This window comes from Chlorogloeopsis fritschii PCC 6912, from assembly GCF_000317285.1.
In the GTDB taxonomy this organism is placed as follows: Bacteria; Cyanobacteriota; Cyanobacteriia; order Cyanobacteriales; family Nostocaceae; genus Chlorogloeopsis; species Chlorogloeopsis fritschii.
This window is the reverse complement of record NZ_AJLN01000140.1, coordinates 37,348-62,172: the sequence shown is the minus strand read 5'-3', so window position 1 is coordinate 62,172 and position 24,825 is coordinate 37,348. Positions and strand designations below refer to the sequence as shown.

Sequence of the window (24,825 nt, the reverse complement as noted above, 5' to 3'; positions counted from 1 at the left end):
ACGAGCTATCGAAAAGGCAATGGAGGAAGTTAAAGCTGGTTTGCCCAAAGATGTCAAAGTTACAGAAACTTTTCGTCAAAATAATTTTATCGATGCAGCAATTGAAAATGTTACTAGTTCTCTACGTGATGGTACTATCATCGTTTCGATTATCTTGCTGATGTTTTTGATGAACTGGCGCACTGCCATTATTACCCTCAGCGCCATTCCTCTATCAGTTTTGATTGGGATGATGATTTTGGGTTGGTTTGGTCAAGGTATTAATACTATGACACTAGGGGGTTTGGCTGTCGCAATTGGTTCGGTAGTAGATGATTCTATTGTGGATATGGAAAATTGCTACCGAGGTTTGCGCAAGAACCAAGCAGCAAGCAATCCAGTACATCCCTTCAAAGTTGTCTATGATACTTCTGTAGAAGTAAGAGTTAGTGTAATTTTTTCTACTGTAATAATTGCCGTTGTCTTTGCACCGATTTTCTCATTGACAGGCGTGGAAGGGCGGATATTTGCACCGATAGGGGTTGCTTACTTAGTGTCAATTTTTGCTTCTACCTTTGTAGCAATGACCCTTTCCCCTGCGTTGTGCGCGATTTTATTAGCAAATAGACAGTTACCAGCAGATGATACTTGGGTGAGTGCTTTGTCGCAAAGACTCTATCGACCGATGTTAAATTTTTCGATCAGCTTCCCCACAATTATTTTGGCAGTGGCGGGGGCATCTTTAGTAGCATCTTTGGTTATTCTCCCAAGTTTAGGAAGAGTATTTTTGCCTGAGTTCCAAGAACCATCTTTGGTAAACGCAGTCTTGCTTTATCCAGGCAGTTCTTTAGAAGCAACCAATCAAGTTGGATTTGTGATGCAGGATGCTCTCAAAAATGATAAACGATTTAAATCAGTGCAGTTAAGATCCGGACGCGCTCCTGGTGATGCAGATGCAGGTGGAGTTAACTTAGGGCATTTAGATGTAGAACTAAGCGCAGAGGGATTGAAAGATAGGGAAGGAAGTATTGAGAAACTGCGAGCCGAATTTGCGAAGATACCCGGAGTTGCACCTAATATCGGCGGTTTTATTTCTCACCGCATGGATGAAGTATTATCCGGGGTAAGGAGTGCGATCGCGATCAAAATTTTCGGCCCCGATTTGGAAGAATTACGCCGTTTGGGGGCAGAAGTTCAAGCAGCAGTAACTAATATTTCTGGACTTGTAGACTTACAACTCGAACCCCAAGTCCCAATTAAACAGTTGCAAATTAATTTTAACCGAGAAGCAGCAGCTCGCTATGGCTTAACTGTAGGTAATTTGACTGAGATGGTAGAAACTGCTCTCAATGGCAGAGTAGTATCTCAGGTTCTCAAAGAGCAGCAGTTGTTTGACTTGGTGGTTTGGTTAAAAGAAGATGCTCGTAATAATTTAGATATTATCCGCAATTTACTAGTAGATACTCCTACAGGTCAAAAAATTCCTCTCGCTCAAGTCGCCAGTATAGACTACGGAACTGGCCCCAACACAATTAACCGGGAAAATGTTTCTCGCCTCATTGTAGTGTCTGCAAACGTATCAGGTCGAGACTTAGGTTCTGTAGTAGATGAAATTCAAGCTCAAGTCAAAAACTCAGTAAAACTACCCACAGGTTACTTTATTCAATACGGCGGTCAGTTTGAATCAGAACAAAGAGCCACTCAGAATTTACTGGTATTTGGAGGACTGGCAATTGTCATCATTAGTATATTAATGTACTTTGCTGTCAATTCGGTGGCAGCGATGTTGATGATTATGATTAACTTACCTCTGGCTGTAGTAGGGGGAATATTTTCCATAGCGATCGCTGGTGGAATCATCTCTGTAGCTTCATTAGTCGGCTTTATTACCCTTTTTGGCGTCGCGACACGCAACGGCTTGCTGCTAGTAGACAATTACAACAACAAGCTGGCACAGGGAATGACTTTACGGGAAGTAATTTTTGAGGGATCGATGGAGCGCTTGGTTGCAATTTTAATGACAGCTCTCACCTCCGCTTTGGGAATGGTGCCTCTAGTCATCGGTACGGGTGCGGGTAAAGAAATTTTACAACCTTTGGCAGTGGTAGTACTGGGAGGATTGTTTACCTCTACTGCTTTAACATTATTAGTTTTACCTGCTTTATACGCCAAGTTCGGCAAGTTGTTAATGCCAAAACAGCCATCCTAAATTGACCATCTCATATCTTGAAATTTATTTCCCTCAGCGTTCATTTGCGTTTAAAAATATCACACAAATCAATATTTTTAAATTAAAATCTATTGTAAAATTGTGCCTGATGTACTCAGTACCAGATATTAAAATCATTAGCAATAATTTTAGTTGATTCTCCATTTACTGGAGAGTTTAAACTAGAAGAACGGATTTGGAAATACGAGCAATATCAAATCATCATTATTCACAAAAAATTAGTGTGGGATTTTGAAAATGAAAAAACATTTATCTAACTGGATGAATAAATTCTCTCGCCCCTTTGTTGTAGTAATAATTACTACTGGAATTTTAGCAACTTCTTATGCAACAGTTGCTGAGTTGAGCAAAGCAGATAATATTAAATTGAGCAATAATCTACAAACAGTAGCCAGTAATTCTCAATTAATTTCCACCACAAGCATCTGGGATCAAGAAACTGAATCTTACTCAGGTAAGCGAGAAATTACAGTTTATCGTAGTCCGGCTTGTGGCTGCTGTGGAGGCTGGATTGAGCATATGCAAAAGCACGGGTTTAAAATTAAAGCAGATATCAAAACTGACGAGATGGAGGCAATTAAGCAAAAGTACAACTTGCCTCAAGATTTAGCATCTTGTCACACGGCAATTATTGACGGTTATGTCATGGAAGGACACATACCAGCCGATGATATTAAACGTTTTCTCAAACAAAAGCCTAAGTTTGTGGGTTTAGCCGTACCGGGGATGCCTGTAGGAACGCCAGGGATGGAATCAGGTAATAGAAAACAGCCGTTTTCAATTGTAGCGTTTGATAAAAAAGGTGAAGTGGAAGTTTTTAAAGAGTATCAAAATTACTAAGTTCGAGTTTCCAATTCTTTTGCTAAAAACTGCGTTTCACCTTATCTAAATTAAAATTAAATTGTTCAGATGAAGAATCGTTCAATGCAATATCTGAATTTCAGTTTTGTACTCTTGGCAAGTATCGGACTAATTTTTTTTGGCGCTTGTAGTAATAACAATCAAACTGCTAGTACAGATAAAAATTCTATTTCTATATCACCAACTGCTTCTGCTTCACCTGCGGCTAAAACAAATAACGAACATGGTGCATCAAAAGGCGGTCAAGTTGTAGAAACAGGAGCTTATCATTTAGAATTTGTACCTGAAAAAGATGCTAATGGAACTCACATGGATTTGTATCTGCTTAGAGGAGACAATCACGAAACAGTTCCTAACGCTAAAGTAACAGCTCAAGTTCAGCTGCCTGATGGCACACAAAAGAACGTCCCTTTCACTTATGATGCTAAGGACAAACACTATACAGGCTTGTTATCAGAAAAAGCAACTGGACAGTATCAAGTGAAAGTTACTGCTGATGTTGGCGGTAAAAAGATAGATGGTCGTTTTAGTTTCAATAAATAGTATATAAAAATTGGCGTTGCTGAATTTATCTCACGCAGAGGAGGACACTTCCGTGCGGGGGTTTCCCCCGTTGAGGAAAGTGTCCGTCACACGGAGGCGCAGAGAGGAAGAGTTTGAAGATGCTTCTATTTAGCAATGCCTAAAAATTTATTTTGATTTTAAAGGTAGTGTGCTGTGTGATCGCATTGTAAACAAATAATATTTCATCTTGATTTCATGCGGAAATGAAAAACTAACTATATGGGCTGTTGTGAAAGGAATAACTCAAATAGATAAAGCCTAATAAGTAAAGTTTTGTTGCTGTTGTTTGACTCTCCAGTTAAGTAGAGAGTTGACAATTAAAGTTAAGAAGTAAAGGACAAAATTAGAGAAAAAGATAACTAGTTCTTCACAAGTTACTCACAATATATAGTTAACGTCGATGATATAAACAAAATATTTAATTTTTAAAAGAGGTTTAGAGATGAAAAGCAGAAATTTGATTTATGGTCTGATAGGATTATTAAGCAGTGGTGCTCTCGCAGGATTATTAATAACAAATAACACGCAAGCTCAATCTCCAAATCCACAACATAATATTCATCACCCATCTACTCAAACTACTCCTCGGCAAAGAGGGATGATGATGGGTGCAGTCGATCAACATTTCATCGAAATGATGATTCCCCACCACGAAGATGCAATAGAAATGGCTAAGTTGGCTTTAAGCCGCGCTAAACGTCCCGAAGTTAAAAAACTAGCTCAAGCTATTATCAAAGACCAAAATCGTGAAATTGAACAGATGCGTTCTTGGTACAAGAAATGGTATGGCAAAGAAGTGCCTGCTACGCCAATGGCTGATATGGGGATGATGAGAATGCACCAAGGAATGATGAGAATGTCTATGCATCCAGATATGCAGATGCATATGGATACTCTGAAGAATGCCTCTGACTTTGATCGAGAATTTATTCGTGAGATGATTCCGCATCACCAAATGGCGGTAATGATGTCACGTATGGTTGTTAACAGTGGAACACATCCCGAACTTCGCAACTTAGCTCAATCCATTATTAAAACTCAAACGGCTGAAATCGCACAGATGCAGCAATGGTATCAAGCTTGGTATCAGCCTACTCCTAGATCGAGTCAGCAGTGAGTTTGAAAAAAGGAGCAGACATTATGACAAAACGTCAAATCGAGATATTCACGGCTAATTGTCCTTTTTGTGACGAGACTGTTCGTTTGGTGCAAGAGCTAGCTTGCCCCAGTTGTGAAGTATTGGTTTATAATCTCAGTTCCGGACAACAGCAGTCGATTTATCTAGCCAAAGCGCAACAGTATGGGGTTCAGGCAGTACCAGCGATTGCCATCAACGGAGTGCTGATGCTGACGGGCAAACCAACTCAACAGCAGCTTGAAGCTGTAGGCGTGGGACAAAACTAGAAACAGAAGATGGCTAAAGATCCCATCTGCGGCATGGTAATTCCAAAAGCTACTGCACTAAGCTCAACTTTATGTAAGTTTCGTACATTACTAATCAGCTACAACTTGTAGAGAAATTTTTTATGAGGGTGCTACTTGTAGAAGATGAGCCGGATTTAGGTGCTGCGATTAAGCGAGTTTTAAATCAAGAAAAGTACGTGGTTGACTGGGTAACTGATGGTACTGATGCTTGGGCTTATTTAGAAAATAGCTGGGCGCAATATACGCTAGCGATTGTTGATTGGATGTTACCAGGAATGTCAGGATTGGAGTTATGTCAACGGCTACGTAAAAATAAAAATCCTCTGCCTGTTTTGATGCTAACGGCTAAAGACAGAATGGAAGATAAAGTTACTGGGCTGGATGCGGGTGCAGATGACTATTTAGTAAAGCCATTTGGGATGGCAGAGTTACTAGCGCGATTGCGGGCGTTACAGAGGCGATCGCCTCACTTTCAACCGAAGCAATTAACTTTAGGTAATCTGACTCTTGATTACGGCAATAGTACCGTTACGAGTCACCCTGCCCATCCAGACAAACAGGCAATAACCCTAACAAATAAAGAATTTCAGTTACTAGAGTATTTGATGAAGCACCCAAACCAAATTGTCACCACAGAACAAATTCGCAATCAACTTTGGGAAGTAAGTGCAGAACCTGTTAGTAATGTAGTAGCAGCCCAAGTGCGTTTGCTGCGCCGCAAATTAGCAAATAGTGGCTGTGGCAACCCAATTGAAACGTTGCATGGGATGGGGTATCGTCTCAATCTCACCGATGAATCAAAATAAACTGTTTCAGAACACCCGCCTTCGTTTAGCTTTATGGTATGCGATCGTCATGGCTTTAATTTTAAGCCTGTGCGGATTTGGTGTTTACGAAGCGATATCCCATGCTCATTGGATGACTTTAGATCGAGAACTAGAGTCGGTGGCGGGAACTCTCCATGACACGATTGAACTGAAACTACAACAACCTGGAAACTTGGAACCAGTAATTCAGCAGCTTTTGCCAGATATTTGTGTGATTGGTAAAAGCTGCACTCCAGAAAAGTCGAGTTCTAAACGTCATATTTTGAATGCCATTAGCCAAGGCTACTACTATGTACGTTTTTTTGATAATTCAGGGCAGCTGATTGCCATCGCAGGTACTGAACAACAAGAGCTACCCTCAGTTTTTAATCCTAAATCTTGGCAAACTCTTACAGATAACAAAGGCAATCTTTACCATCAAATTTCTTTTGTACTACACACTCAAGACAACAGAAATTGGGGCTATATCCAAGTCGGGCGAAGTCTGAAAGACTTTAGTGAATATCTAGATGCTGTGAAATTAATTTTAGCGTTGGGATTGCCGATCGCAATGGTTCTGATTGCGATCGCTAGTTGGTGGTTAGCAGGATTAGCAATGCAACCGATTTATCAATCCTACAGACAAATTCAACAATTCACGGCGGATGCAGCGCATGAGTTACGCACTCCTTTAGCAGCAACAGGTGCGACAGTAGAATCAGCACTTTTGATGCCGCAACTAGATGAAACAGAGGCGCGGGAGATTTTACAAACTATACTGCGTCAAAATCAGCGGCTGACTACTTTAGTTGCAGATTTGTTATTGCTGGCTCGCTTAGACAGACAATCGCTAAAAACACGACAAGAAATTTGTTGTTTAAATGAAATTGTCAGCGACTTAATTGAGGAATTTGCAGCAATGGCGTTGGCTGCGAAAATCACACTCACATCTTCTATCCGGGTGCATCAACCTCTAAATGTTGTAGGTAATAGCGAGCAGCTTTATCGTCTAATTTCCAACTTAATCGTCAATGGAATTCAATACACGCCAGCAGGGGGAATGGTAACTGTGATTTTAGATCGCAGTGACAATTATGCCGTGATTCAAGTTGAAGATACAGGTATTGGTATCCCCCAGCAGGAACTTTCTCGCGTTTTTAATCGCTTTTATCGAGTCATGAGCGATCGCTCTCGCAGTACTGGTGGTTCTGGCTTAGGTTTAGCGATCGCTCAAGCAATTGTTCAAGCACATAACGGCAGTTTGAACGTACAAAGTAAATTAGATAAAGGTAGTATTTTTACAATAAAATTACCTTTTTATCCCGCTCCACCATCAAGAAATTGGCTCAGTGCCTTCACTAAGACTTGATTCTGCTCATCAGTACCAACAGTGATGCGTAATTTATCATCCAATCCTGGTTGCTGAAAGTAACGCACTAAAATCAAGCGTTCCTTCAGCTTTTGATAGAGATATTCTGCATTCCCCTTTGGTGGCTGTGCCAACAAAAAATTGGTTTGAGAATCCCAAACACGAAAACCTAATTGTCTTAAATCTTTTGCTAGCTGAGTTCGCGATGCTTTAATCTTGGCTACACAAGTATTTTTATATTCTTGATCGGCGATCGCAGCTGCCCCAACGGCACAAGCGATCGCATCAATGTTATAGCTATCCTTCACCTTAAACAATCCATTCAGCAGCTTCGGATTCGCTACCCCAAACCCCAACCGCAATCCTGCTAATGAGTAGCCCTTAGAAAGTGTGCGAATCGCGATCGCATTTTCGTATTCCTGAACCAAAGCTAATGCATCTTCTTCGGCAAAATCTACGTATGCTTCGTCAATTACCAAAACCCCAGATAACTGAGTTGCTAGTTCTCGCAGATCCTCGATTGGCACCACGTGCCCCGAAGGACTATTGGGGGAGGCAATAAATGTTACAGCACCATTAACCGCAATCAGTTCTTTCAGAGGTAAGCTATAGTCTTCGTTGTAGGGAATTTCAACAACATCCGCAGCCTGCATTCCTGCTAATGTCTGGTATAACACGTAGGTAGGCACCGGATAGACTACCTTCCGCCCAGGTTCCGTACAGGCTCGAATCACCAAGTTCAACAATTCGTCACTGCCATTCCCCACAATAATCCAATCATTGGGAACTCCTAAAACTTTACTCGCGGCTTGCCGGAAATCCTCTCCAAACGGTTGTGGATATCGCCGCAACCATTCCCCATCAATATTTTGTAGCACAGCTAGTGCCGCCGGAGAGGGAGGATAGGGGTTCTCGTTGCTGTTGAGTTTGATAATCTGCGTACCCCGCTTGGGTTGCTCACCGGGGACATAACTAGCCATTGCATTAATATTGGAGCGGAAATAATTGGTCATTACTCAGTTTTGGAGCAGAATTAAACTTGTTTGGGTGGAAAGATGATGTAGATTTAAATCTAACAATTCTTGACAATATCGTTTTTTGCTCTCTACATCAAATTTAGAGTGTCAAGATGCTAGATATATGCAATCTTAGGTTAGGTGGAAGGGAGACATTCAATATCTAAAATCATCAACTATTGAGCAGTTTTTGTAGGGTGGGCACTGCCTAACTTTCCTCAAACCCTTATTTTTATTTGTAGACAGTGCCCACCTTACTATGTGTGCTTATTATTTATAGCTACCTTAATTTTCATCCAACAAGGCATAGTAGATTACCGCTTAGGAATCATCCTTGGTGTTTCTAAGTTTATAGCTGCGATAATTGGAAGTCGTATTCCTCTTAAATTAAGTAATAAATAAGTAATAAATAGTTACAGCGTATTTACCTAATAAGGAAGTCAAAATAAATAAACTAAGAACACAGATCCCTGACTTCTTAGAGAAGTCGGGGATCTAACAAATTAGCAACTCTTATTATAAATTCTTTACAACTTTTTGATATTCGCTCTCTATAGTTAAATCAACATATGAAATTACAGGGATAAGTAGCCCAGCACAAATAATATCAAAGTGTTCGAGCTTCATATTTGCCCCATTTCATCTAAATTTACAACTAGCAATAGTCTCTTTAACCGGAAAGGTGGATGAACTGATGGTATATGTATTTAACTGAGAACAAAAGCGATTGGTGAGAATGTTTGCCCACAAGTATTGACGTACAAAATGAACAACCTTTTTATCGCACTTTATTGTGCCAAGGAGAACTTATATGTTGAGGAATACAAATGAATTGCTTGTAGATAATTCAGAGCATAAAAATAAATCACTGGTTCAAAAATATCTACAAAACCCTTTCTCAATTGCATGGTCAAGGTTGGCTGCTCTAATTAAACCTGCCCCCAGTATGCAACCAGAAGACGATACTGCTGAAGAACATAGAACAGACAATATCCGAGAGCAATATTTGTACCGTCCCTTCACAGACCGCATAGATCCATCGCTTTACTATACCATCTTCTCTCCTCACCAACGCTTTTAAGTTGAGATGGCAGAAATTGAACAACGCCACAAACTCTACATTCTTACTTAATTGCTAATGATGGTGTAGTCAAAAGCTAATAAAGGCATTTTAGGCTGTATAATCCACTAAAAAGGCGCTGAAGCGCCTTTCATTTTGTCTGGCTTTAAAATTTGCCTACTTATCCAATCTTAAATCTTCACTGTAATAAATATTACTAGAATTTCCTAGCAAAAAGATAAGCGATCGCTCATTCTCTAGAACTTGATATATTGCAAACATCCCTGACAACATTGAGAAATTGCCGCATCACTGGTGTTTGTGCCTCTGGTTGCCATACTATAGCTGTTTCTACTAAGGGTGTTGCTTGAGCGATCGCTCGATACACTACACCTGTACGTTGGAGATTTTGCAAAGAAGACGGCACAATTGCAATCCCCATCCCAGCAGACACTAGTCCAATAATTGTTTGCATTTGGATCGCTTCTTGCGCAACTTTGGGTGTAAAGTTACCTTGCTGGCACAGAGCAATAATTTTGTCATAAAGTCCTATTCCTAAATAACGGGGAAATAAAATAAACTGTTCGTCGGCAAGCGATCGCACTGCTATTTGTTCTTGTTTTGCCAAAGGATGAATTACAGGTAAAGCAACAACAAGATTTTCTTGCTGAATACACTCCCAACAAAGGCTGTCATCTTCCAAAGGCAAATGTGCAAAGCCAACTTGAATGCGATGATTGCGTAAAGCGTTTTCTTGTTCTGTTGTTGTTAACTCCTGCAATATCAATTCCACCTCTGGAAACTGTTGATGAAAAGCCTCTAGGATATTAGGTAAAACATCATAAGTGACAGAACTGATAAACCCTACCCGTAATTGTCCTCTTTCTCCCCTACCCGTACTGCGCGTTAACTCAATTGCCTGTTCAAGTTGCACTAAAAGTTGATAAGCTTCACGCAAAAATACTCTTCCTGCCTCTGTTAGTTGTACTTGACGCTTAGTTTTGCGATCAAACAACTCCACCCCTAATTCTGTTTCCAGTTGTTGAATTTGCTGACTCAAAGGTGGTTGCGCTATGTGCAATCGTTCCGCCGCTCGACTGAAGTGTAATTCTTCCGCTACGGCAATAAAGTAACGCAGGTGTCGCAGTTCCATAAATTTGATATTTTAAAAGTTTCAATTACTAAAATATATATATTCGATATCTGAAAAATCTCTACCTACGATCGCGAAGATCTTAGTACACCAGAAAAATTTGTCTTCCCAAGTTTGGCACCTTCAAAGTTAGCATCTGTAATGTCAGCACCACGAAAAGATGTGGCAAAAGTGCTTGTTATCTCTTTGACAGACTGCTTCAGGGATATCATCAACAGTGTGATCGCTCCTAAAGCCACAATACTCCAGAGCAATCCCCAGACATAGTTTTGAGTACTCAGGTAGGCGCTTGCTACTGCTACAACTAAGAAAGTAAATCCATAAGTCGCTACCGCACCCGCAACTCCAACTGCAACAGCCACCAATCCCCTGGTAGAGTAAAAACCCACAACTGCTATTACTATCGCCACAAAAACCAACGTCATAACTGCACTTTGGGGATTCTTCAGCGTTGCGGCATTTCCGTGCAAATAAAATAAAGCTAGTAATGCTGCCGATGTTGCACCTGAAACTGCTGTCGCAATGCGCTTGATAAGAGATTTGTTGCTAGTCATGCCCCTAATTGCCGAACTTGCTCCCACCAAACCTAAACTGAAGAACAAAGCCAGAGTATAAACCCAAGCTGGTTCTTCTGGAGTTACGCCAACAGCGCTAAAAATTAGTTGGCTAACAGCATGAAATGTTGCGATCACCACAACTACTGCAACAGATACTATTAAAATTAAATGTTCAACAGTTTGACCAGCCTTAACTTGTTTAAAATTAGCCCCCCGCAATAAGGCATAACTAAAATCACAGCCTCGAATATCTGAACCACTAAAGTCTGCACCAATCAGATTCTGTCTTTGAAAGGAACGATTTCGCAAATCCTGATTAGCAAAATTGAGAGGGCTTTGATTCTTCATAATTAAGAAGGCACAAAAACATTAATAGAACGACAATAAAATTAGTTGTTTAGTGCATAATTTTGTTCTTGCATAGCAATTTTGGCAACACATGAAACAATATTTGTTAAGTGCTGGCACGGCCCTACTATTGTTACCATTCATACTTTATAGTGCATTACACTTTTTACGCCCACCCCAGACAGAGAAGGAGCAAGTATTGTTTCGTGGCATTGTCTACAAGCGCCATGCCCGCTCCATACCACGTCCTATCATTATCCATATTGTCAGTGTTGACTTGAATGCACCTGGAGTGAAACCACTAGTTACTCCTGGAATGCCACCTAGTAGTGATAGAGAAACTAGCGCTCGCACAACTTCAGAGTTTTTGCGTGAATTCAAACTGCAATTGGCAGTTAATGGTAGCTACTTCCATCATTTTGAGGAAAAAACTCCTTGGGATTATTACCCTCGCAGTGGCGATCGCTCTCATCCTCTAGGCGAAGTTATCTCGAATGGATATCGCTATTCTGTAACTGAGGGAGGCTGGCGAGTTTTGTGCTTTTCTCAAAACAACCGCGCTCAAATTTTCGACAGTGGCAAGTGTCCCGTAGATACAATCCAAGGTATTGCAGGTAGCAAAATTTTCATCGATCGCGGTAAACCGAAAGCCGAGTTTTTCCAAACACCCAATGATAAACCGTATCCGCGTATGGCTGCAGCTATTGATCGAGAAGGTAAAAAACTCTGGCTAATTACTGTTGATGGCAAACAGCCCCTTTACAGTGAGGGGGTAAAGATGAGCGAATTGACTGAGATTGCTATGGAGCTAGGTGCATATACAGCACTTAACCTAGATGGCGGTGGTTCAACTACACTAGTGATGGCAGCCACTCAGGGAGCAAAAGTGTTAAACGCTCCCATACATACTAAATTACCTATGCGCGAGCGCCCAGTGGCCAATCATTTGGGTTTTTATGCCAATCCTTTGGATTGAGTAGCAAAATTGATACAAAGCTTAAAAAATCTTGCATAGCAAGGAGAGTCGTAGACTAGACTAGAACCACAGGGTAAAAATTAGAGGAAATTATGATGAGCGATCGCGACTACACTTTAATCATCGATAAAAGCGGTAGTATGTCCACTCCCGACCAAGTGGGTGGTAAAAGTAGATGGGAGATTGCTCAGGAGTCTACTCTTGCCCTAGCAAGGAAATGTGAACAATTTGACCCCGATGGTATTACTGTTTACGTATTTTCTGGTAGATTTAAACGCTACGATGATGTAACTTCAGCCAAAGTAGAGCAAATATTTCGCGAAAACGATCCTGCTGGCACAACCAATTTAGCAGGTGTACTGCAAGATGCTATTAATAATTATTTCCAACGTAAAGCTGCTGGTAAAACTAAGCCAAACGGAGAAACAATTTTAGTGATTACCGATGGTGAGCCTGACGATCGCAAAGCGGTTTTTGAGGTAATCATCAATGCAACTCAAAAAATGGAACGCGATGAAGAATTAGGAATTTCAATCATTCAAGTAGGTTCTGATTCGCAAGCAACTAAGTTTCTCAAAGCTTTGGACGATCAAATGCAAAGTGTTGGTGCCAAATTTGATATCTGCGATACACTAACTCTTGATGATATGGAAGAGATGAGCCTTTCTGAAGTATTAATGAATGCAGTAACTGATTAATTTAGTGCATAGTCCATAATTTCAAGGTTGTGTCCATTGACTAATGACTCTAATTATTGGAGAAATTACAAATGCTGGAAAATCGTGATTATACGCTAATTATCGATAAAAGTGGCAGCATGGCAACACCAGATCAAAAAGGTGGTAGAACCAGATGGGTAACAGCTCAAGAATCAACCTTTGCTTTGGCAAGTAAATGCGAACAATTTGATCCAGATGGGATTACTGTGTATGTGTTCTCTGGTAGATTTAAGCGCTATGAGAATGTGACATCAAGCAAAGTTTCACAAATTTTCCAAGAAAATGATCCTGCTGGTAGCACAGATTTGGCAGGAGTATTAAAACACGCAACTGATAATTACTTCCAACGGAAAGCTGCTGGTCAAACAAAGCCGAATGGTGAAACAATTTTAGTAGTTACTGATGGTGAACCAGATGACCGTAAGGCAGTTATGAAGGTGATAATTGAAGCTTCTCGCCGTATGGATCGCGATGAAGAGCTAGCCATTTCTTTCATTCAAGTTGGTACAGATCAACAAGCTACTCGCTTTTTGAAAGTATTGGATGATGAACTGCAAAGTGCTGGCGCAAAATTCGATATTTGTGACACTTTGACTATGGAAGATATGGAAGATATGAGTTTGTCAGAAGTATTGCTTAATGCAATCAATGATTAATTTTTCTCCTCAATAAATTCAATTTCAAATAAATTTTTAAGTTCAATTTTTGCCACAAATTGAGGAGGAAAACTGAATTTATAATAAATTTGAGGATTTAATATGGATTCTATTGATAAGTTGTTAGCCGAACTGAAAGCTGAATATAAAGAAGGCAAAAACGAACAGAAACAGTCAAAGCCAACTCAACCTACACCATCTATTCAATCACCACAGAAATCAGCATCGTTGATAGACAACCTATTAGCGGAAGTAAAAGCTGATTTTCAGGAGCGGGAGCACGCTGAAGAGTTGAGACGACAGCAGGAGCTAGAACAAGAAAGAATTCAACAAGAACAAATTAAAGCCAAGCAACTGCAAGATTTGAGTAAATTTGCTCAAAGTTGGCTAGCAAAATTAGATCTATTCTCGCCAGAAGGACTTTGGTTTGAAAGGTTTGCTGAAAGATATTCCTCAAAATTAGAGGCAGCGATAGATTATTTAAAAGATAAGGAATCAATTAAGTAGCCCTTGTTGAACTGTCTACAAAAAAGAACGTGAAGGTGAAATAGAACAGGAAATCTAAATCATTTCAAGACAGGTAACGTAAACCAAAAACTCGCCCCTGCTTGTGGGTTATTGTTCACACCTATTTCCCCACCATGGGCGTTAATTATTCGTTTGCACAAATACAATCCTAATCCCAAACTGACAGAATTGCGATTGTTACTACCCCGGAAGTAAAGATCAAACAGCTTGTCACTCTGTTGTGGATTCAAGCCTACACCGTTATCAGAAACTGTACAGCAGATTTTATCACCTTCAACTCTGGCATTAATAATGATGCTCAACCCCGGTGGATTGTGTTTAACAGCATTGACAATTAAGTTAGAGAACACTCGCCATAGTTGCGTTTGATCGGCATTAACTAAGGGTAAATCTGCTGTGACTAAATTTGTGAGATGAGCTTGGTTTTCCGTAAGTATAGGTTGCAAGTCGGCGATCGCATCTTCTACAACTGTATGTAGTTCTACTGGTTGAAGTTGCAAGCCCACACCTTGTACTTCGCTGACATGAGCTTCCATTAACGAATTAATTAAATTTAGCTGGCGTTCGCTGCTTTGCACCATCCGTTCTAAAATTGTGCGGGGAACAGTGATTTTGTCTTCTGAACGTGAGAGTAAATTCTTTAGCACCATTAACGTACCCAGTACCGGATTGCGTAAATCATGGGAAACCGCATGGAAAAAGACTCGCAGTGCTTCCTCGGTGCGCTTGCGATCGCTAATATCCAAAATTACTCCAACCAACCCACCAAGAGAACCATCTGCCTTTGAGAAGGTTGCCTTATAAAAAATCACATCATGCTTCTTGCCATCTTTGTAGACTAAAGAACCTTCATAACTTTGAACGCCACGCTGCTCAAATAATGCAACATCTGCTTGATGGTATTGCTCGGCAAGTTCTTGAGGTGCTAAATCATATACAGTCTTACCGAGAATCTGTTCTTTGCTCAAACCCAAAGCTTCCTCGAAAGCTTGGTTGCAGCCAATATATAAACCTTGGGTATTTTTATAAAAAACTGGAGCGGGAATAGTATCAATTAAAACTTGCAAAAAATCCAACTGTTCTTGTAAAGCTGCCTCTGCTTGCTTGCGTTTGGTAATATCTTCTATTAGTCCTTCGTAGTACAGCAGTTTTCCATTTTCATCACGCACGGCGTAAGCTTTTTCCGAAATCCAAACTATGCTGCCGTCTCGGCGATAAATCTGAGACTCAAATTCTGACACGCTACCATACTGTTCGATTAAGCGTACAAACTCTGCACGCCGCTGTGGATCTACGTAGAGTTGATGTTCAATATCAGTAAAATTCTCCGTTACCTCTTCCGGTAAAGAGTATCCATAAATATGTGCTAATGCAGGATTGGCAGTAATGTAACGTCCGTCAGGAGAGCTTTGGAAAATCCCCTCAACTGCGTTTTCAAATATACTACGGTATTTAACTTCTGCGACTCTCAGTTTCTGATATGCAGACTCTAATTCTCGACGTGCGTAAAACTCAGAGCGTTGCAGGCGATCGTACAAGAAAACACTAATGTCACATATAGTACATAACCAGAATAAATATAAAATTAAGGTTACATTATATAATTCTGGGTGATTTGGAAGTGGTAATTGTAACCCAAGTGCTGTATTAACACCAAAATAGTAAAGTAATAAACCTAGCTGAGACAAAAAGTGAAGAATCCAGCATACTGGCATGAATGTAGCTTGGCTGACAAATAAAAGTGACCAAGCTAGGGTATCGGGTAGTGCGAAACCTTTAAGAGTAGTGAAAATCTGTGGCACTATACCGATCGCCCAAGACGATCCCAAAAATAATATACCTGGATAAGAACGACCGAACTTAGTTTTGCGCAAAGCCAAGCAGATAGCAAGACTCAGCAGCATGACAAAATCCATGACCAGAACCTGAGTTCTTAATGTCTCTGGTAGGTTTTGAAATTCCTTAAGAGGGAAGAAAAAGTTATAAATATCACGTAGTGTAAACGTAAAAACACAGATAAGCGCTAGCCATAACCATAAGCGTAACCTCTGCCACAAAAAGCCATTACGCCAATGTTGGTATTCATTGGCAACGTCATTTTTTGTCAGATTTTTATCACCGTAAACAGCTTTTTTAAGCCAATCTTTTGCTATTTTGAACACGGTCTTCATTAACTTCTGACCAAATCTTCCCATAATCGAGAAGGTGTTTGCATCTTCACAACTGCTGACACACCCTTAAGTTTAATTGTGAATTCTCAACAACACAAATAGTGCTCTTCCGAAAGTAAGAGAATATCGATTTTTATTACTGAGCAGGTAGTAGAAGGGAATCAAGATTGATTATGAGCGATCGCTAACGGCAGGGTGTAGTTCATGGGCGTTGCTGAATCGCGGTATGAATTTGATTTGTAGAGACGCGATATATCGCGTCTGGGCAGGGGTTTTGGCATTACGAAAAATTATTTTCATAGCCTAAATCAGCAACGCCAGTTCATGCATTATCACTCAAGGCTTTACACTTGCGATCGCTTTTAAGCAACAAAAGTAAGCAATGAAAAATTTGACCCAGCTTTTAATCCTTATCTATAAGAGTTGGCGAGCCAATGCGGTGCAACTTCCTTGCTCGGTCGTGGCTTGAGCCACTAGAAAATTGACTCACAGAAGCAGTAAATTCTAATTTCAATCTTTTCTCACAAATTTCTGAATCTAAAAGAAATTCTTTTAAAGATATTAAATCAGAATTGCCGCCTGCTTATCGATATCGACCACATATCGCTTCTTTGATGGCAGAGATTGAACCTGTAGATAAATTAACTATATTTACAACAAAGGAATTAAAGGCTAGAAAGAAACTCTCCATCGGGCATGATAGTTTCGATATAAGAAGCTTCAGCTCCGAACAGATTAACTTTAGTACCTTGGAAGTTAACTCTAATACACATAGCGTGGTAGAGGCTAGCACACCTCAAATCAGTCCCTCTAAAGTCAATATCAATCAAATTAGCTCCTTCCAAATTGGCTCCAAAGTTAGCTCCCCTGAAATCACAACCGATGAAACTACTTCTGTTAAAATCAACTCCACTCAAGTTAGCATCCCTGAAATTGACATTGCTAAAATAAGCTTCGGACATATTGACGGGGTACATCCAAGTACCATGCAAGTCGATTCCCGACAAATCAGCATTATGCATGATAATGCCCTGGAAGTTATCTTGCCACTCTTTATAGAAGCGTTGGCGCAATTGTTGAGCATCAATAATTTGTTTAGTGGAGTCAGTTCTTATACTGCCATCGGGCATGATGGTGGAAACAAAAATAGTACGTTCATCAATTTTGATGTCAGTCAAATTGGCATGGCTCAAGTTAGTATCAATCAATTTGGTATTTCTCAAGTCAGCACTGCTCAAGTCAGCCCCAGTCAAATTAGTACAAATCAAGTTTGCATTGCTCAAATCGGCTTGGAGGAGATTGGCATGACTCAAGTTGGAATTAATCAGAAAACTGGGCAAATAGCTTTGTCCCAAATTAGCACTATTGAAGTTGGCATTAATGAAATAGATGCTTCCGAAACTAGACTCTTCCAGATTAGCAGCACTAAAATCGGTATCCAGAAAACAGGGATAGCTAATACGGATTTTTCTCAAATCAGCACCAGCAAAGTTTCGTTCCCCAGTTTCATAACGCTTGATGATTTCTGACCGTAAAGCATTCAGTCTGAGAATTTCTTCAAATTCGTCCATAATACTAAACTTACATAAAAGTCATACAGTTAAAATCAATAGCGTAAATTCCTGAAAAACAGTCGCGAGTGCTTGCAACTAACAGTTTTTAAACACAATATACTTCAAGGGTTACAGCAATTATGTATCCTACCTACATCAGCGATCGCCGTTGGATGTCGGGTTATTTGGGTCAGACGACATTAAGTAGTCTTTTAAGAAAAAAATTCCGAAAAAATTGAGTTAGTTAGCTAATATACCTTACACCAGAAGGCTTTCAGCAGCCATTACCGCATACCTTGATTGCTCGGTCGGGGCGATCGCAGTTTTCTCCCCCAGCTTCCCCAGCCACCCCAGCCCCCCCAGCTTCGACTGTGCAATAGAGATACACGCCATTAGCTCTCAAAACCATTATTATCGCTGGGCTGTGATAATCAAAGTAAGAAATCTCGTACTGCAGTTTCTTAATTTCGGTTTTTTTAAGAGCATTTTTACTATCTGCAACAAGCCAACGTTCACCTATGCATTCGTAAAAAACTTTACTCATCACTCATAACTTTTGATGGAATCGCCAAGGGCAGGGTAAACCAAAAAGTTACCCCTTGCTTGCGGTTGCTATTGACGCCAATTTCACCACCATGCGCTTTAATAATTTGCTTGCAAAGATACATTCTTAAGCCAATTTCTGTGGAGCAACAGGCTTGCGGCTCGCGTACATATAAATCGAACAGGCGATCGCACTCTAGCTTATTGAGGGGAGTACCGTTATCTTGAATGGTACAGCGAATCATTTCTGCTTCCACTTTGGCAGAAAGTTTTAGTTTTACTCCTGGTGGATTCTTTTGCAAGCTGTGAGTAAACAAATTCACAAATACTTTCTGTAACTGTAATGGATCGGCAAAAACTAACGGTAAATCTTGAGGAAGCAATTTGTGGCAAGAAGCTTGGTTCTGCTTGAGCATTGGCTCCACATCTTTGAGAATTACCTCTGTGAGTTTGTTAAATTTGACTGGTTCTCGATGCAGAATAATTCCCTGTGATTCACTAGAATGAATTTCTAGCAAAGAGTCAATCATCCGCAGTTGGCGATCGTTACCCTCAATCATCCGCTCAATAATTGAACTAGGAACGGGAATAGAAGAAAGGGGAGGATTGGGAGAGGAGCCAGTGCGTTGCGAGCAGCGCTGCGGGAGGGTTTCCCTCCGCAGGCGACTGCGAGGTTCCCTCCGTTGTAGCACCTGGCGTGGGGAGAGGGGGGGAGTGGGGGAGAAATTTTCATTTACATTCCCCTTGTCTGGGTGTCTCCATGTCCCCGCGTCCTCTTCATTTCCCGCGTCCCCGCGTCCCCGCGTCCTCTTCCTAGCCCCTAGTCCCCAGTCCCTAGTCCCTAATCCCTGATTGAGCAGGTTCTGCAGCACCATCAAATTGCCCATCACAGAAGTCCGCAAATCATGGGAAACTGTGTGCAACACCACATCTTTAACTCGATGGATTTCTTGCAACTCTTGCATTTTTTGTCGTAACTGCGCAGTACGCTCTTCTACCTGATGTTCTAAATTTGTGTTCAGTTGTTCTAATTTTTGGTAAAGTTGTGCTTGTTGAATGGCGATGCTCAGTTGCTCTGACATTTGCTGGAGCAAATCTATTTCCATTGGTTGCCAATGACGTGGTTTGCCGCAAGAGTTTGCAATTAATGCCCCAAAAAATTCCTTGCCGAGCATGATTGGTACAGCTAAGGTAGCCCTTGTTTGGAATTTTTGATAGAGTGCTGCTAGCTTGGGAGACACTACCATTTGGGTAATATCTTCAACTACACGCACTTTATCGTTCATTAGTAGCGTTTTCAATTCTTGCAAAATCGCTTCATCTGTTTCCCAACCCAAGACTGATGGATATTTAGGATTGACGGATTCAGCAAGAATTCTAGATTTGACATGACTATCATTAACAGCAATAAATACTCTATCTGTCTGTAAAAATTGCCGAACTTCGTTGACAGTAGTTTGGAGAATTTGATCGAGATTGAGTGATTTGCGAATTTGTACTAGTGTTTGTGCCAAGAGGCGATCGCGTTGAGAAGATAGGCGTAATAATTCTTCTGCGTGCTTGCGTTCAGTAATATCATTGGTGACACAAAGCATACAAGCTTCGCCACCAAGGGTGATAATATCCGCAGAAAATAGCACTACTCTTGACTCACCTGATTTAGTATAAAATTCAGTTTCTAGATTGCGAATAAATCCCTGCTGTTGTAACAAACTTTGAATTCTGTCACCATCGTCAGGATTTTTATAAATATTTAGCTCGCCGGGAGTACGGCTAATTACTTCTTCTCGGCGAAAACCTGTGATTTGCAGAAAGGCGTCGTTGACATCAACATAGCGTCCATCTTTAAGTTTGAGAATAGTAATTGGAATTGGACTAGAACGAAAGGCTTTAGAAAATTTTTCTTCAGACTCTCTCAGAGCAAGTTCTGCTTGTTTGCGTTCAGTGATGTCTTGACTAATGGCAAGTATACACGGAGTTCCATCTAAGTCAATGATTTCGGCGGAAACTTGCACTAGAATTAGCTCGCCAGACTTTTTACGAAATGTAAATTCCTGATTGCGAATTACCCCTTTTAGCTGTAACTCTTGTAATAGTTTTGTGCGATCGCTTTCATTCACCCAAATATTCAATTCAAAAGCAGTACGACCAATTGCTTCTGAGCGTTCGTAACCGCTCAGTTGTACAAAACTATCGTTAACTTCTATGTAGCGTCCTTCTTGAAGCGTACTGATCGTGATTGGATTAGGACTGCAACGAAAAGCTTTAGCAAACTTTTGAGCGAGACTTTGCTGTGCGAGTTCTGCTTGTTTGCGTTCAGTAATATCTCGGACAATTGCCAGTACTTCGTCCTTACCACTTTTTACCAACCGTGCCTCATAATCTCGCATTCCCAAAGGCGTTGGCAGCTGGTATTCGCAAGTTTGTAAACTCTCAGTATCCAAAGTTTTAGCGATCGCCTCTTGGCAAATTAAAGCCACGTGCGGGGGTAATAAATCCTGTACGCGTTTGCCAAGTACTTCTGCTTTAGGAATGGTGACATTTGCACCTTCATCTTTACAGTCTAAATATTCACCATTACGGCTAATGCGAAACATCAGATCGGGAATAGCATCCAAAATTGCTTTATAGCGTGCCTCACTCTCTCGCAATTTTTCCTCTGTTAGCTTCCGATCTGTAATATCCATTAACAGCCCATCCCAAATAGTATCGCCGTTAGGTTGTCTTTCTGGACGGGAAGCACCTTGAATCCATTTAAGTTTACCGCTCAAAGTCACGATTCGACCTTCCCAACGCCAAGGCTCCCCTGTAAGATAAGAACTATTAACCGATTCTGCAAAGGCTTTTACATCTTCTGGATGAAGAAGTTTGTACAACACCTGAAAATCTTTTTGTACCAATTCTGGTTCTATTTCGTACAACTCTCGGCAGCCTGAGCTAACATAAACCACTCTTTGAGAACCATCTTGCTGCTGTAGAAATTGAAAAATTATTCCCGGTATATTAGCAGCAATTTTTTCCAGTGGCGGCAATGCTCTTGACTGAGAATCAGATGTATACAGCGCTTTCACAGTTTCATCCACTTTTTGACTCTATATATAAGCAACTGATAAATTGGGACAAGTTATTTATGAGCATTTTGGCAGTTTTTACCGTCTTTGCATTACCGCCAGCAGAATTAAAAGTGTCCCTGTTTTTAGGTTAGATGCTTCTAGGTGCGATCGTATTCACCCAAACGGGTGAGCTAGACGCATGAAAATTATTTCAGTAATCACTGGTTGTACAACTTCATCCCACAAAAAGTAGCTATTTTTCTGTTTTGAAGAATTCAGAATTGGTGAATTCAGAATATTCTGGCTTCTGACTTCTGACTTTTGAATTCTGTTTTGGTAAATTAAAATTGGAAAGAACTTTGGCGATATATACACCAGGGATTACAAATTAACCTAATCCAAGATTGCTGTAGGGGAAAAATGTAGAAAGTTGCTATCAATACCAATAATTTTTCTCTTAAATAAACTACCCAAAGACATTAGCATGGTTGCTGAAAACCCTTCCCATCTGTGTAATTTGCATATATCATTTGTGACAGTTTTGGTGGTTCATCGCCTATATGAAAAGCACGGACACGTTCCTCTATGATCTTATCTGTATGAGTTACTCGCTCAAATTGTCGCTTGTGTTCCGCCCAAGATTCTACAACCGCAGTTTCTACAAATCGACCAGGATCGGATAAATCTTGATACAAGCCCCAATAAATTGCGCCATCACGTAGACGAATTGTTCTCAGCGTCTTCATAGCTTTGGTAAACTCGTCGGCGTTGACTGGGTCGATGCGATACTCTAGGGTAATTAGAACCGGGCCGTCATTTGGGCAAGGTTCAAAAGCGATCGCTGGTTGATCCCAGTGCAAAGATGAGCGCAAGTCTAATTTTTCGGCACAGCGAAGGCGATAACGGGCTGTCAATATTGCAGCAATCATCAAACCGACGCTAGCACTATCAAGGGCAATTGAAATACTTGTGTTTTGGGCGACTGTACCCCATAACAAACTGCCCAAAGTCAAGCTTCCTTGAAAAACTAGCAATTGCACGGCTAAAGCTCGTGCTCGCACCCATGTGGGAACGGCTGTTTGTGCTGCTACACTCAAACTCACCATCACGCTGAGGGAAGCAATTCCCACTAGCATCATCAAGGCACACACTAGGGGAACATTACGGAGGTAAGCAAGCACCAGCATCATTACTCCCATCAGCAAAGATGATAAGGCAACGAGTTGATCAATAGAGAGCCGTTGCCTCAGCTTGGGTAAAATAAAGGCTCCGCTCAAGCCACCAATGCCCCAAAAACCAAGTATAATACCATACCCTAGTGCATCTAACTGTAATTCTTGTCGTCCCAATAGTGGCAACAGAGCAAATAAGGCGCTGGCAAAGAAAATATAGGCTGATGTGCGAATCAACACAGCCTGTAAAGGCGGAGCATAACGCACGTAACGAATTCCGGCTTGCATGGCTCCCAAGAACCGTTCTGCAGGTAAGGCGCTTCTATGAGGTATGCGCTGCCAGCGATATATTACTAATATTACCCCGATAAAAGAAGCAGCATTAAGCAGGAAAACTGCTCCAGTGCCAACCGCGGCAATGATTATGCCTGCCAAAGCCGGGCCAATCGAGCGCGATAAATTGATTACTATACCGCTGAGAGTTATGGCTTGCGGCAAATCATCTGGTGCTACCAATTCTGGAGTAATAGCCTGCCATACGGGCATATTAATGGAACTGCCAATACTCAAGGCAAAAGTCAACGCTAGAAGTATCCAAGGATTGATGATATTCGCCAGGGTTAATAATCCTAGTACTGTTGCTACCACCAACATCCAAGTTTGCGTCCATAGTAGTAACTTGCGACGATCAACCACATCAGCGATCGCCCCAGCTGGTAATGCTAGTAAAAAAAAAGGCAAGCTCGCAGCTGCCTGCATGAGGGCTACCAAAAAAGGTGAGTCAGGAGCCAAAGTAGTCATTAACCAAGCTGCCCCAACATCATGCATCCAGGTGCCAATAGTTGATACCGCCGATGCCAACCACAAAGCACGAAATACTGGCTGCCGCAGGGGATTCCACATTGATGTAGATACTGCTGGTGCGGTCATAAGAGGAGGGAAAAGAGGGTGTAAAGACAGTGCCTTGCGCCTGCCCTGGGGAGTAGGAAAAAAATATATACTTTTTGAGATATAAAAATAATAGAACGGAAAGCAACTCCGTGTGTGTTAAATTAATGTCAGCATTTCCAAATATTAATTTCCGGGAAGCCACTCTCCAAGAAGATTCTCTAATTGCTCAACACTTTTATCAATTATGGCGAGATAATAACGTTTCGGCTGAATTTATCCGCTCCAACTGGCTAGAGGTGATTCTTGAATTTATCAGCAAAGCTCGTCAAGATTTATACTACAAAGCCTTTGTTGCAGAGCTTGATGGTAAAGTAGTCGGCTCTGCTAGTTGTCAACTGTTTGCTGGTCTTTATCCTATGCCATTTACGGAAGATTACCGCAAATATGGTTATATTTGGGGTGTTTATGTTGAGCCACCTTACCGCAGTCAGGGAATTGCCACACAGCTTACAAGCATGACAATTGAGTATCTCAAAGCGATCGCCTGTACGCGAGCAATCCTCCACGCCTCGCCATCAGGCAAACCAGTCTACGAGCGTCTTGGTTTCTTGCCAAATAATGAAATGCGGTTAGATATGTAGGATAGTGGATAGCAGGGGCGGCTTTTGCTGATTACCTTTCGGTTGAAACAGACAATTTATCTTTTAAACCCGCACGGCAGTCGCTACAACGCGCTTAACCCGCAAGGGCGCGCTGCCTCACGTACAGTAGTTAGTGGATAGTGCTTGGTGTTAACTAATGACCAATAACCAATGACTAATGACTAATAACTGTTGACTCTTGACTCATCAATGGTTGCGCCGATCGCAAAACCACATCCAACAGCCCTGGAAACAATACCTCTAGATCTTCCCGCCTTAAAGAATTTATATGTTGTGTCCCTTCTTTACGTGTCCACACTACGCCCGACTCCCTTAAAATTTTAAAGTGATTGGACATAGTAGACTTGGCGATCGCAAAATCAAAATCAGCACAGCATTGCTCTCCCTTAGCCGCTAACTGCCGGACAATCTCCAACCGCACAGGATCGCCTAAGGCATACAACACTCCTGTCAAATAAATATTTTTTCGCTCTGGGTGATATAAGAATCTCATACTTGCATTATCTCATAAAGTAGATTATATTTTAATTATT

The 24,825-nt window shown here is 41.1% G+C and carries 22 protein-coding genes; 13 read left to right on the top strand and 9 right to left on the bottom strand.

Features of this window, described 5'->3' with window-relative positions; translation table 11 throughout:
• From UYC_RS35865 to rppB, 7 genes are all read left to right on the top strand, one after another.
• Nucleotides 1-2,188, top strand: a 2,188-nt coding sequence (locus tag UYC_RS35865; protein ID WP_016878022.1) for an efflux RND transporter permease subunit, incomplete at its 5' end; no start/stop codon positions are given.
• A gap of 258 nt (nucleotides 2,189-2,446) precedes the next feature.
• Nucleotides 2,447-3,049 (top strand): DUF411 domain-containing protein, encoded by a 603-nt coding sequence (locus UYC_RS0130910; RefSeq protein ID WP_016878021.1) that lies wholly within the window; start codon nucleotides 2,447-2,449, stop codon nucleotides 3,047-3,049.
• An 84-nt stretch (nucleotides 3,050-3,133) separates the two neighbouring features.
• Complete coding sequence (locus UYC_RS0130905) at nucleotides 3,134-3,613, top strand: hypothetical protein (RefSeq protein WP_016878020.1); 480 nt, start codon at nucleotides 3,134-3,136, stop codon at nucleotides 3,611-3,613.
• A gap of 463 nt (nucleotides 3,614-4,076) precedes the next feature.
• A complete protein-coding gene (locus UYC_RS0130900; RefSeq protein ID WP_016878019.1) occupies nucleotides 4,077-4,751 on the top strand; it encodes a DUF305 domain-containing protein in 675 nt (224 codons plus the stop codon).
• A gap of 23 nt (nucleotides 4,752-4,774) precedes the next feature.
• The gene (locus UYC_RS0130895) at nucleotides 4,775-5,038 is read left to right on the top strand and encodes a thioredoxin family protein (protein WP_016878018.1); all 264 of its coding nucleotides are present in this window, start codon (nucleotides 4,775-4,777) and stop codon (nucleotides 5,036-5,038) included.
• A gap of 122 nt (nucleotides 5,039-5,160) precedes the next feature.
• Nucleotides 5,161-5,865, top strand: a complete 705-nt coding sequence (gene rppA / locus UYC_RS0130890) for a two-component system response regulator RppA (RefSeq protein WP_016878017.1) — start codon at nucleotides 5,161-5,163, stop codon at nucleotides 5,863-5,865.
• A complete protein-coding gene (gene rppB, locus UYC_RS0130885) occupies nucleotides 5,852-7,234 on the top strand; it encodes a two-component system sensor histidine kinase RppB (protein WP_016878016.1) in 1,383 nt (460 codons plus the stop codon). The genes rppA and rppB overlap by 14 nt, the downstream gene beginning before the upstream one ends.
• Here rppB and hisC read toward each other — a convergent pair.
• A complete protein-coding gene (gene hisC / locus UYC_RS0130880) occupies nucleotides 7,183-8,247 on the bottom strand; it encodes a histidinol-phosphate transaminase (RefSeq protein WP_016878015.1) in 1,065 nt (354 codons plus the stop codon). The genes rppB and hisC overlap by 52 nt on opposite strands.
• Nucleotides 8,248-9,061: 814 nt before the next feature.
• On the opposite strand from hisC, the gene UYC_RS0130875 reads away from it, so the two are divergent.
• Complete coding sequence (locus UYC_RS0130875; RefSeq protein WP_016878014.1) at nucleotides 9,062-9,331, top strand: hypothetical protein; 270 nt, start codon at nucleotides 9,062-9,064, stop codon at nucleotides 9,329-9,331.
• A 229-nt stretch (nucleotides 9,332-9,560) separates the two neighbouring features.
• Here the strand turns inward: UYC_RS0130875 and UYC_RS0130870 are convergent, their stop codons facing one another.
• Together UYC_RS0130870 and UYC_RS0130865 are read right to left on the bottom strand one after the other, a co-directional pair.
• Nucleotides 9,561-10,463, bottom strand: coding sequence for a LysR family transcriptional regulator (locus UYC_RS0130870; RefSeq protein WP_016878013.1), 903 nt, complete (start codon nucleotides 10,461-10,463; stop codon nucleotides 9,561-9,563).
• Between the two features lie 65 nt (nucleotides 10,464-10,528).
• Nucleotides 10,529-11,368, bottom strand: a complete 840-nt coding sequence (locus UYC_RS0130865) for a pentapeptide repeat-containing protein (protein ID WP_016878012.1) — start codon at nucleotides 11,366-11,368, stop codon at nucleotides 10,529-10,531.
• Nucleotides 11,369-11,459: 91 nt separating this feature from the next.
• On the opposite strand from UYC_RS0130865, the gene UYC_RS0130860 reads away from it, so the two are divergent.
• From UYC_RS0130860 to UYC_RS0130845, 4 genes are all read left to right on the top strand, one after another.
• Nucleotides 11,460-12,344 (top strand): phosphodiester glycosidase family protein, encoded by an 885-nt coding sequence (locus UYC_RS0130860; RefSeq protein WP_016878011.1) that lies wholly within the window; start codon nucleotides 11,460-11,462, stop codon nucleotides 12,342-12,344.
• A 92-nt stretch (nucleotides 12,345-12,436) separates the two neighbouring features.
• Nucleotides 12,437-13,042 (top strand): vWA domain-containing protein, encoded by a 606-nt coding sequence (locus UYC_RS0130855; RefSeq protein WP_026087693.1) that lies wholly within the window; start codon nucleotides 12,437-12,439, stop codon nucleotides 13,040-13,042.
• A 71-nt stretch (nucleotides 13,043-13,113) separates the two neighbouring features.
• Complete coding sequence (locus tag UYC_RS0130850; protein WP_016878009.1) at nucleotides 13,114-13,719, top strand: vWA domain-containing protein; 606 nt, start codon at nucleotides 13,114-13,116, stop codon at nucleotides 13,717-13,719.
• A gap of 102 nt (nucleotides 13,720-13,821) precedes the next feature.
• Nucleotides 13,822-14,226: a salt stress protein, Slr1339 family gene (locus UYC_RS0130845; RefSeq protein WP_016878008.1), complete on the top strand. Its 405-nt coding sequence runs from the start codon at nucleotides 13,822-13,824 to the stop codon at nucleotides 14,224-14,226.
• Nucleotides 14,227-14,285: 59 nt separating this feature from the next.
• Here the strand turns inward: UYC_RS0130845 and UYC_RS0130840 are convergent, their stop codons facing one another.
• The 5 genes from UYC_RS0130840 to UYC_RS0130820 all read right to left on the bottom strand — a co-directional run bounded on the left by UYC_RS0130840 (nucleotide 14,286) and on the right by UYC_RS0130820 (nucleotide 23,669).
• Nucleotides 14,286-16,418, bottom strand: coding sequence for a PAS domain-containing sensor histidine kinase (locus UYC_RS0130840; protein WP_016878007.1), 2,133 nt, complete (start codon nucleotides 16,416-16,418; stop codon nucleotides 14,286-14,288).
• Nucleotides 16,419-17,083: 665 nt separating this feature from the next.
• Complete coding sequence (locus tag UYC_RS0130835; protein WP_016878006.1) at nucleotides 17,084-17,989, bottom strand: pentapeptide repeat-containing protein; 906 nt, start codon at nucleotides 17,987-17,989, stop codon at nucleotides 17,084-17,086.
• Nucleotides 17,990-18,245: 256 nt separating this feature from the next.
• Nucleotides 18,246-18,515, bottom strand: coding sequence for a hypothetical protein (locus tag UYC_RS0130830; protein WP_016878005.1), 270 nt, complete (start codon nucleotides 18,513-18,515; stop codon nucleotides 18,246-18,248).
• Nucleotides 18,508-21,597, bottom strand: coding sequence for a PAS domain S-box protein (locus tag UYC_RS0130825; RefSeq protein ID WP_016878004.1), 3,090 nt, complete (start codon nucleotides 21,595-21,597; stop codon nucleotides 18,508-18,510). Before UYC_RS0130825 ends, UYC_RS0130830 begins: the two co-directional genes overlap by 8 nt.
• Nucleotides 21,598-22,046: 449 nt before the next feature.
• Nucleotides 22,047-23,669, bottom strand: coding sequence for an MFS transporter (locus tag UYC_RS0130820; RefSeq protein ID WP_235083105.1), 1,623 nt, complete (start codon nucleotides 23,667-23,669; stop codon nucleotides 22,047-22,049).
• A 125-nt stretch (nucleotides 23,670-23,794) separates the two neighbouring features.
• Here UYC_RS0130820 and UYC_RS0130815 point away from each other — a divergent pair, with 125 nt between their 5' ends.
• A complete protein-coding gene (locus tag UYC_RS0130815; protein WP_016878002.1) occupies nucleotides 23,795-24,271 on the top strand; it encodes a GNAT family N-acetyltransferase in 477 nt (158 codons plus the stop codon).
• A 175-nt stretch (nucleotides 24,272-24,446) separates the two neighbouring features.
• Here UYC_RS0130815 and UYC_RS0130810 read toward each other — a convergent pair whose 3' ends face one another.
• Nucleotides 24,447-24,785, bottom strand: a complete 339-nt coding sequence (locus UYC_RS0130810; RefSeq protein WP_016878001.1) for an ArsR/SmtB family transcription factor — start codon at nucleotides 24,783-24,785, stop codon at nucleotides 24,447-24,449.
• Nucleotides 24,786-24,825 lie beyond the last annotated feature (40 nt).

Bases quoted from the DNA above. Each gene is read 5' to 3' on its own strand.
- UYC_RS0130830 (WP_016878005.1), bottom strand. From the start codon at position 18,515: ATGAGTAAAGTTTTTTACGAATGCATAGGTGAACGTTGGCTTGTTGCA.
- rppB (WP_016878016.1), top strand. From the start codon at position 5,852: ATGAATCAAAATAAACTGTTTCAGAACACCCGCCTTCGTTTAGCTTTA.
- hisC (WP_016878015.1), bottom strand. From the start codon at position 8,247: ATGACCAATTATTTCCGCTCCAATATTAATGCAATGGCTAGTTATGTC.
- UYC_RS0130855 (WP_026087693.1), top strand. From the start codon at position 12,437: ATGATGAGCGATCGCGACTACACTTTAATCATCGATAAAAGCGGTAGT.
- rppA (WP_016878017.1), top strand. From the start codon at position 5,161: ATGAGGGTGCTACTTGTAGAAGATGAGCCGGATTTAGGTGCTGCGATT.
- UYC_RS0130860 (WP_016878011.1), top strand. From the start codon at position 11,460: ATGAAACAATATTTGTTAAGTGCTGGCACGGCCCTACTATTGTTACCA.
- UYC_RS0130865 (WP_016878012.1), bottom strand. From the start codon at position 11,368: ATGAAGAATCAAAGCCCTCTCAATTTTGCTAATCAGGATTTGCGAAAT.
- UYC_RS0130900 (WP_016878019.1), top strand. From the start codon at position 4,077: ATGAAAAGCAGAAATTTGATTTATGGTCTGATAGGATTATTAAGCAGT.
- UYC_RS0130875 (WP_016878014.1), top strand. From the start codon at position 9,062: ATGTTGAGGAATACAAATGAATTGCTTGTAGATAATTCAGAGCATAAA.
- UYC_RS0130815 (WP_016878002.1), top strand. From the start codon at position 23,795: ATGTCAGCATTTCCAAATATTAATTTCCGGGAAGCCACTCTCCAAGAA.
- UYC_RS0130850 (WP_016878009.1), top strand. From the start codon at position 13,114: ATGCTGGAAAATCGTGATTATACGCTAATTATCGATAAAAGTGGCAGC.
- UYC_RS0130845 (WP_016878008.1), top strand. From the start codon at position 13,822: ATGGATTCTATTGATAAGTTGTTAGCCGAACTGAAAGCTGAATATAAA.
- UYC_RS0130870 (WP_016878013.1), bottom strand. From the start codon at position 10,463: ATGGAACTGCGACACCTGCGTTACTTTATTGCCGTAGCGGAAGAATTA.
- UYC_RS0130905 (WP_016878020.1), top strand. From the start codon at position 3,134: ATGCAATATCTGAATTTCAGTTTTGTACTCTTGGCAAGTATCGGACTA.
- UYC_RS0130910 (WP_016878021.1), top strand. From the start codon at position 2,447: ATGAAAAAACATTTATCTAACTGGATGAATAAATTCTCTCGCCCCTTT.
- UYC_RS0130895 (WP_016878018.1), top strand. From the start codon at position 4,775: ATGACAAAACGTCAAATCGAGATATTCACGGCTAATTGTCCTTTTTGT.
- UYC_RS0130835 (WP_016878006.1), bottom strand. From the start codon at position 17,989: ATGGACGAATTTGAAGAAATTCTCAGACTGAATGCTTTACGGTCAGAA.
- UYC_RS0130810 (WP_016878001.1), bottom strand. From the start codon at position 24,785: ATGAGATTCTTATATCACCCAGAGCGAAAAAATATTTATTTGACAGGA.
- UYC_RS0130840 (WP_016878007.1), bottom strand. From the start codon at position 16,418: ATGAAGACCGTGTTCAAAATAGCAAAAGATTGGCTTAAAAAAGCTGTT.
- UYC_RS0130820 (WP_235083105.1), bottom strand. From the start codon at position 23,669: ATGACCGCACCAGCAGTATCTACATCAATGTGGAATCCCCTGCGGCAG.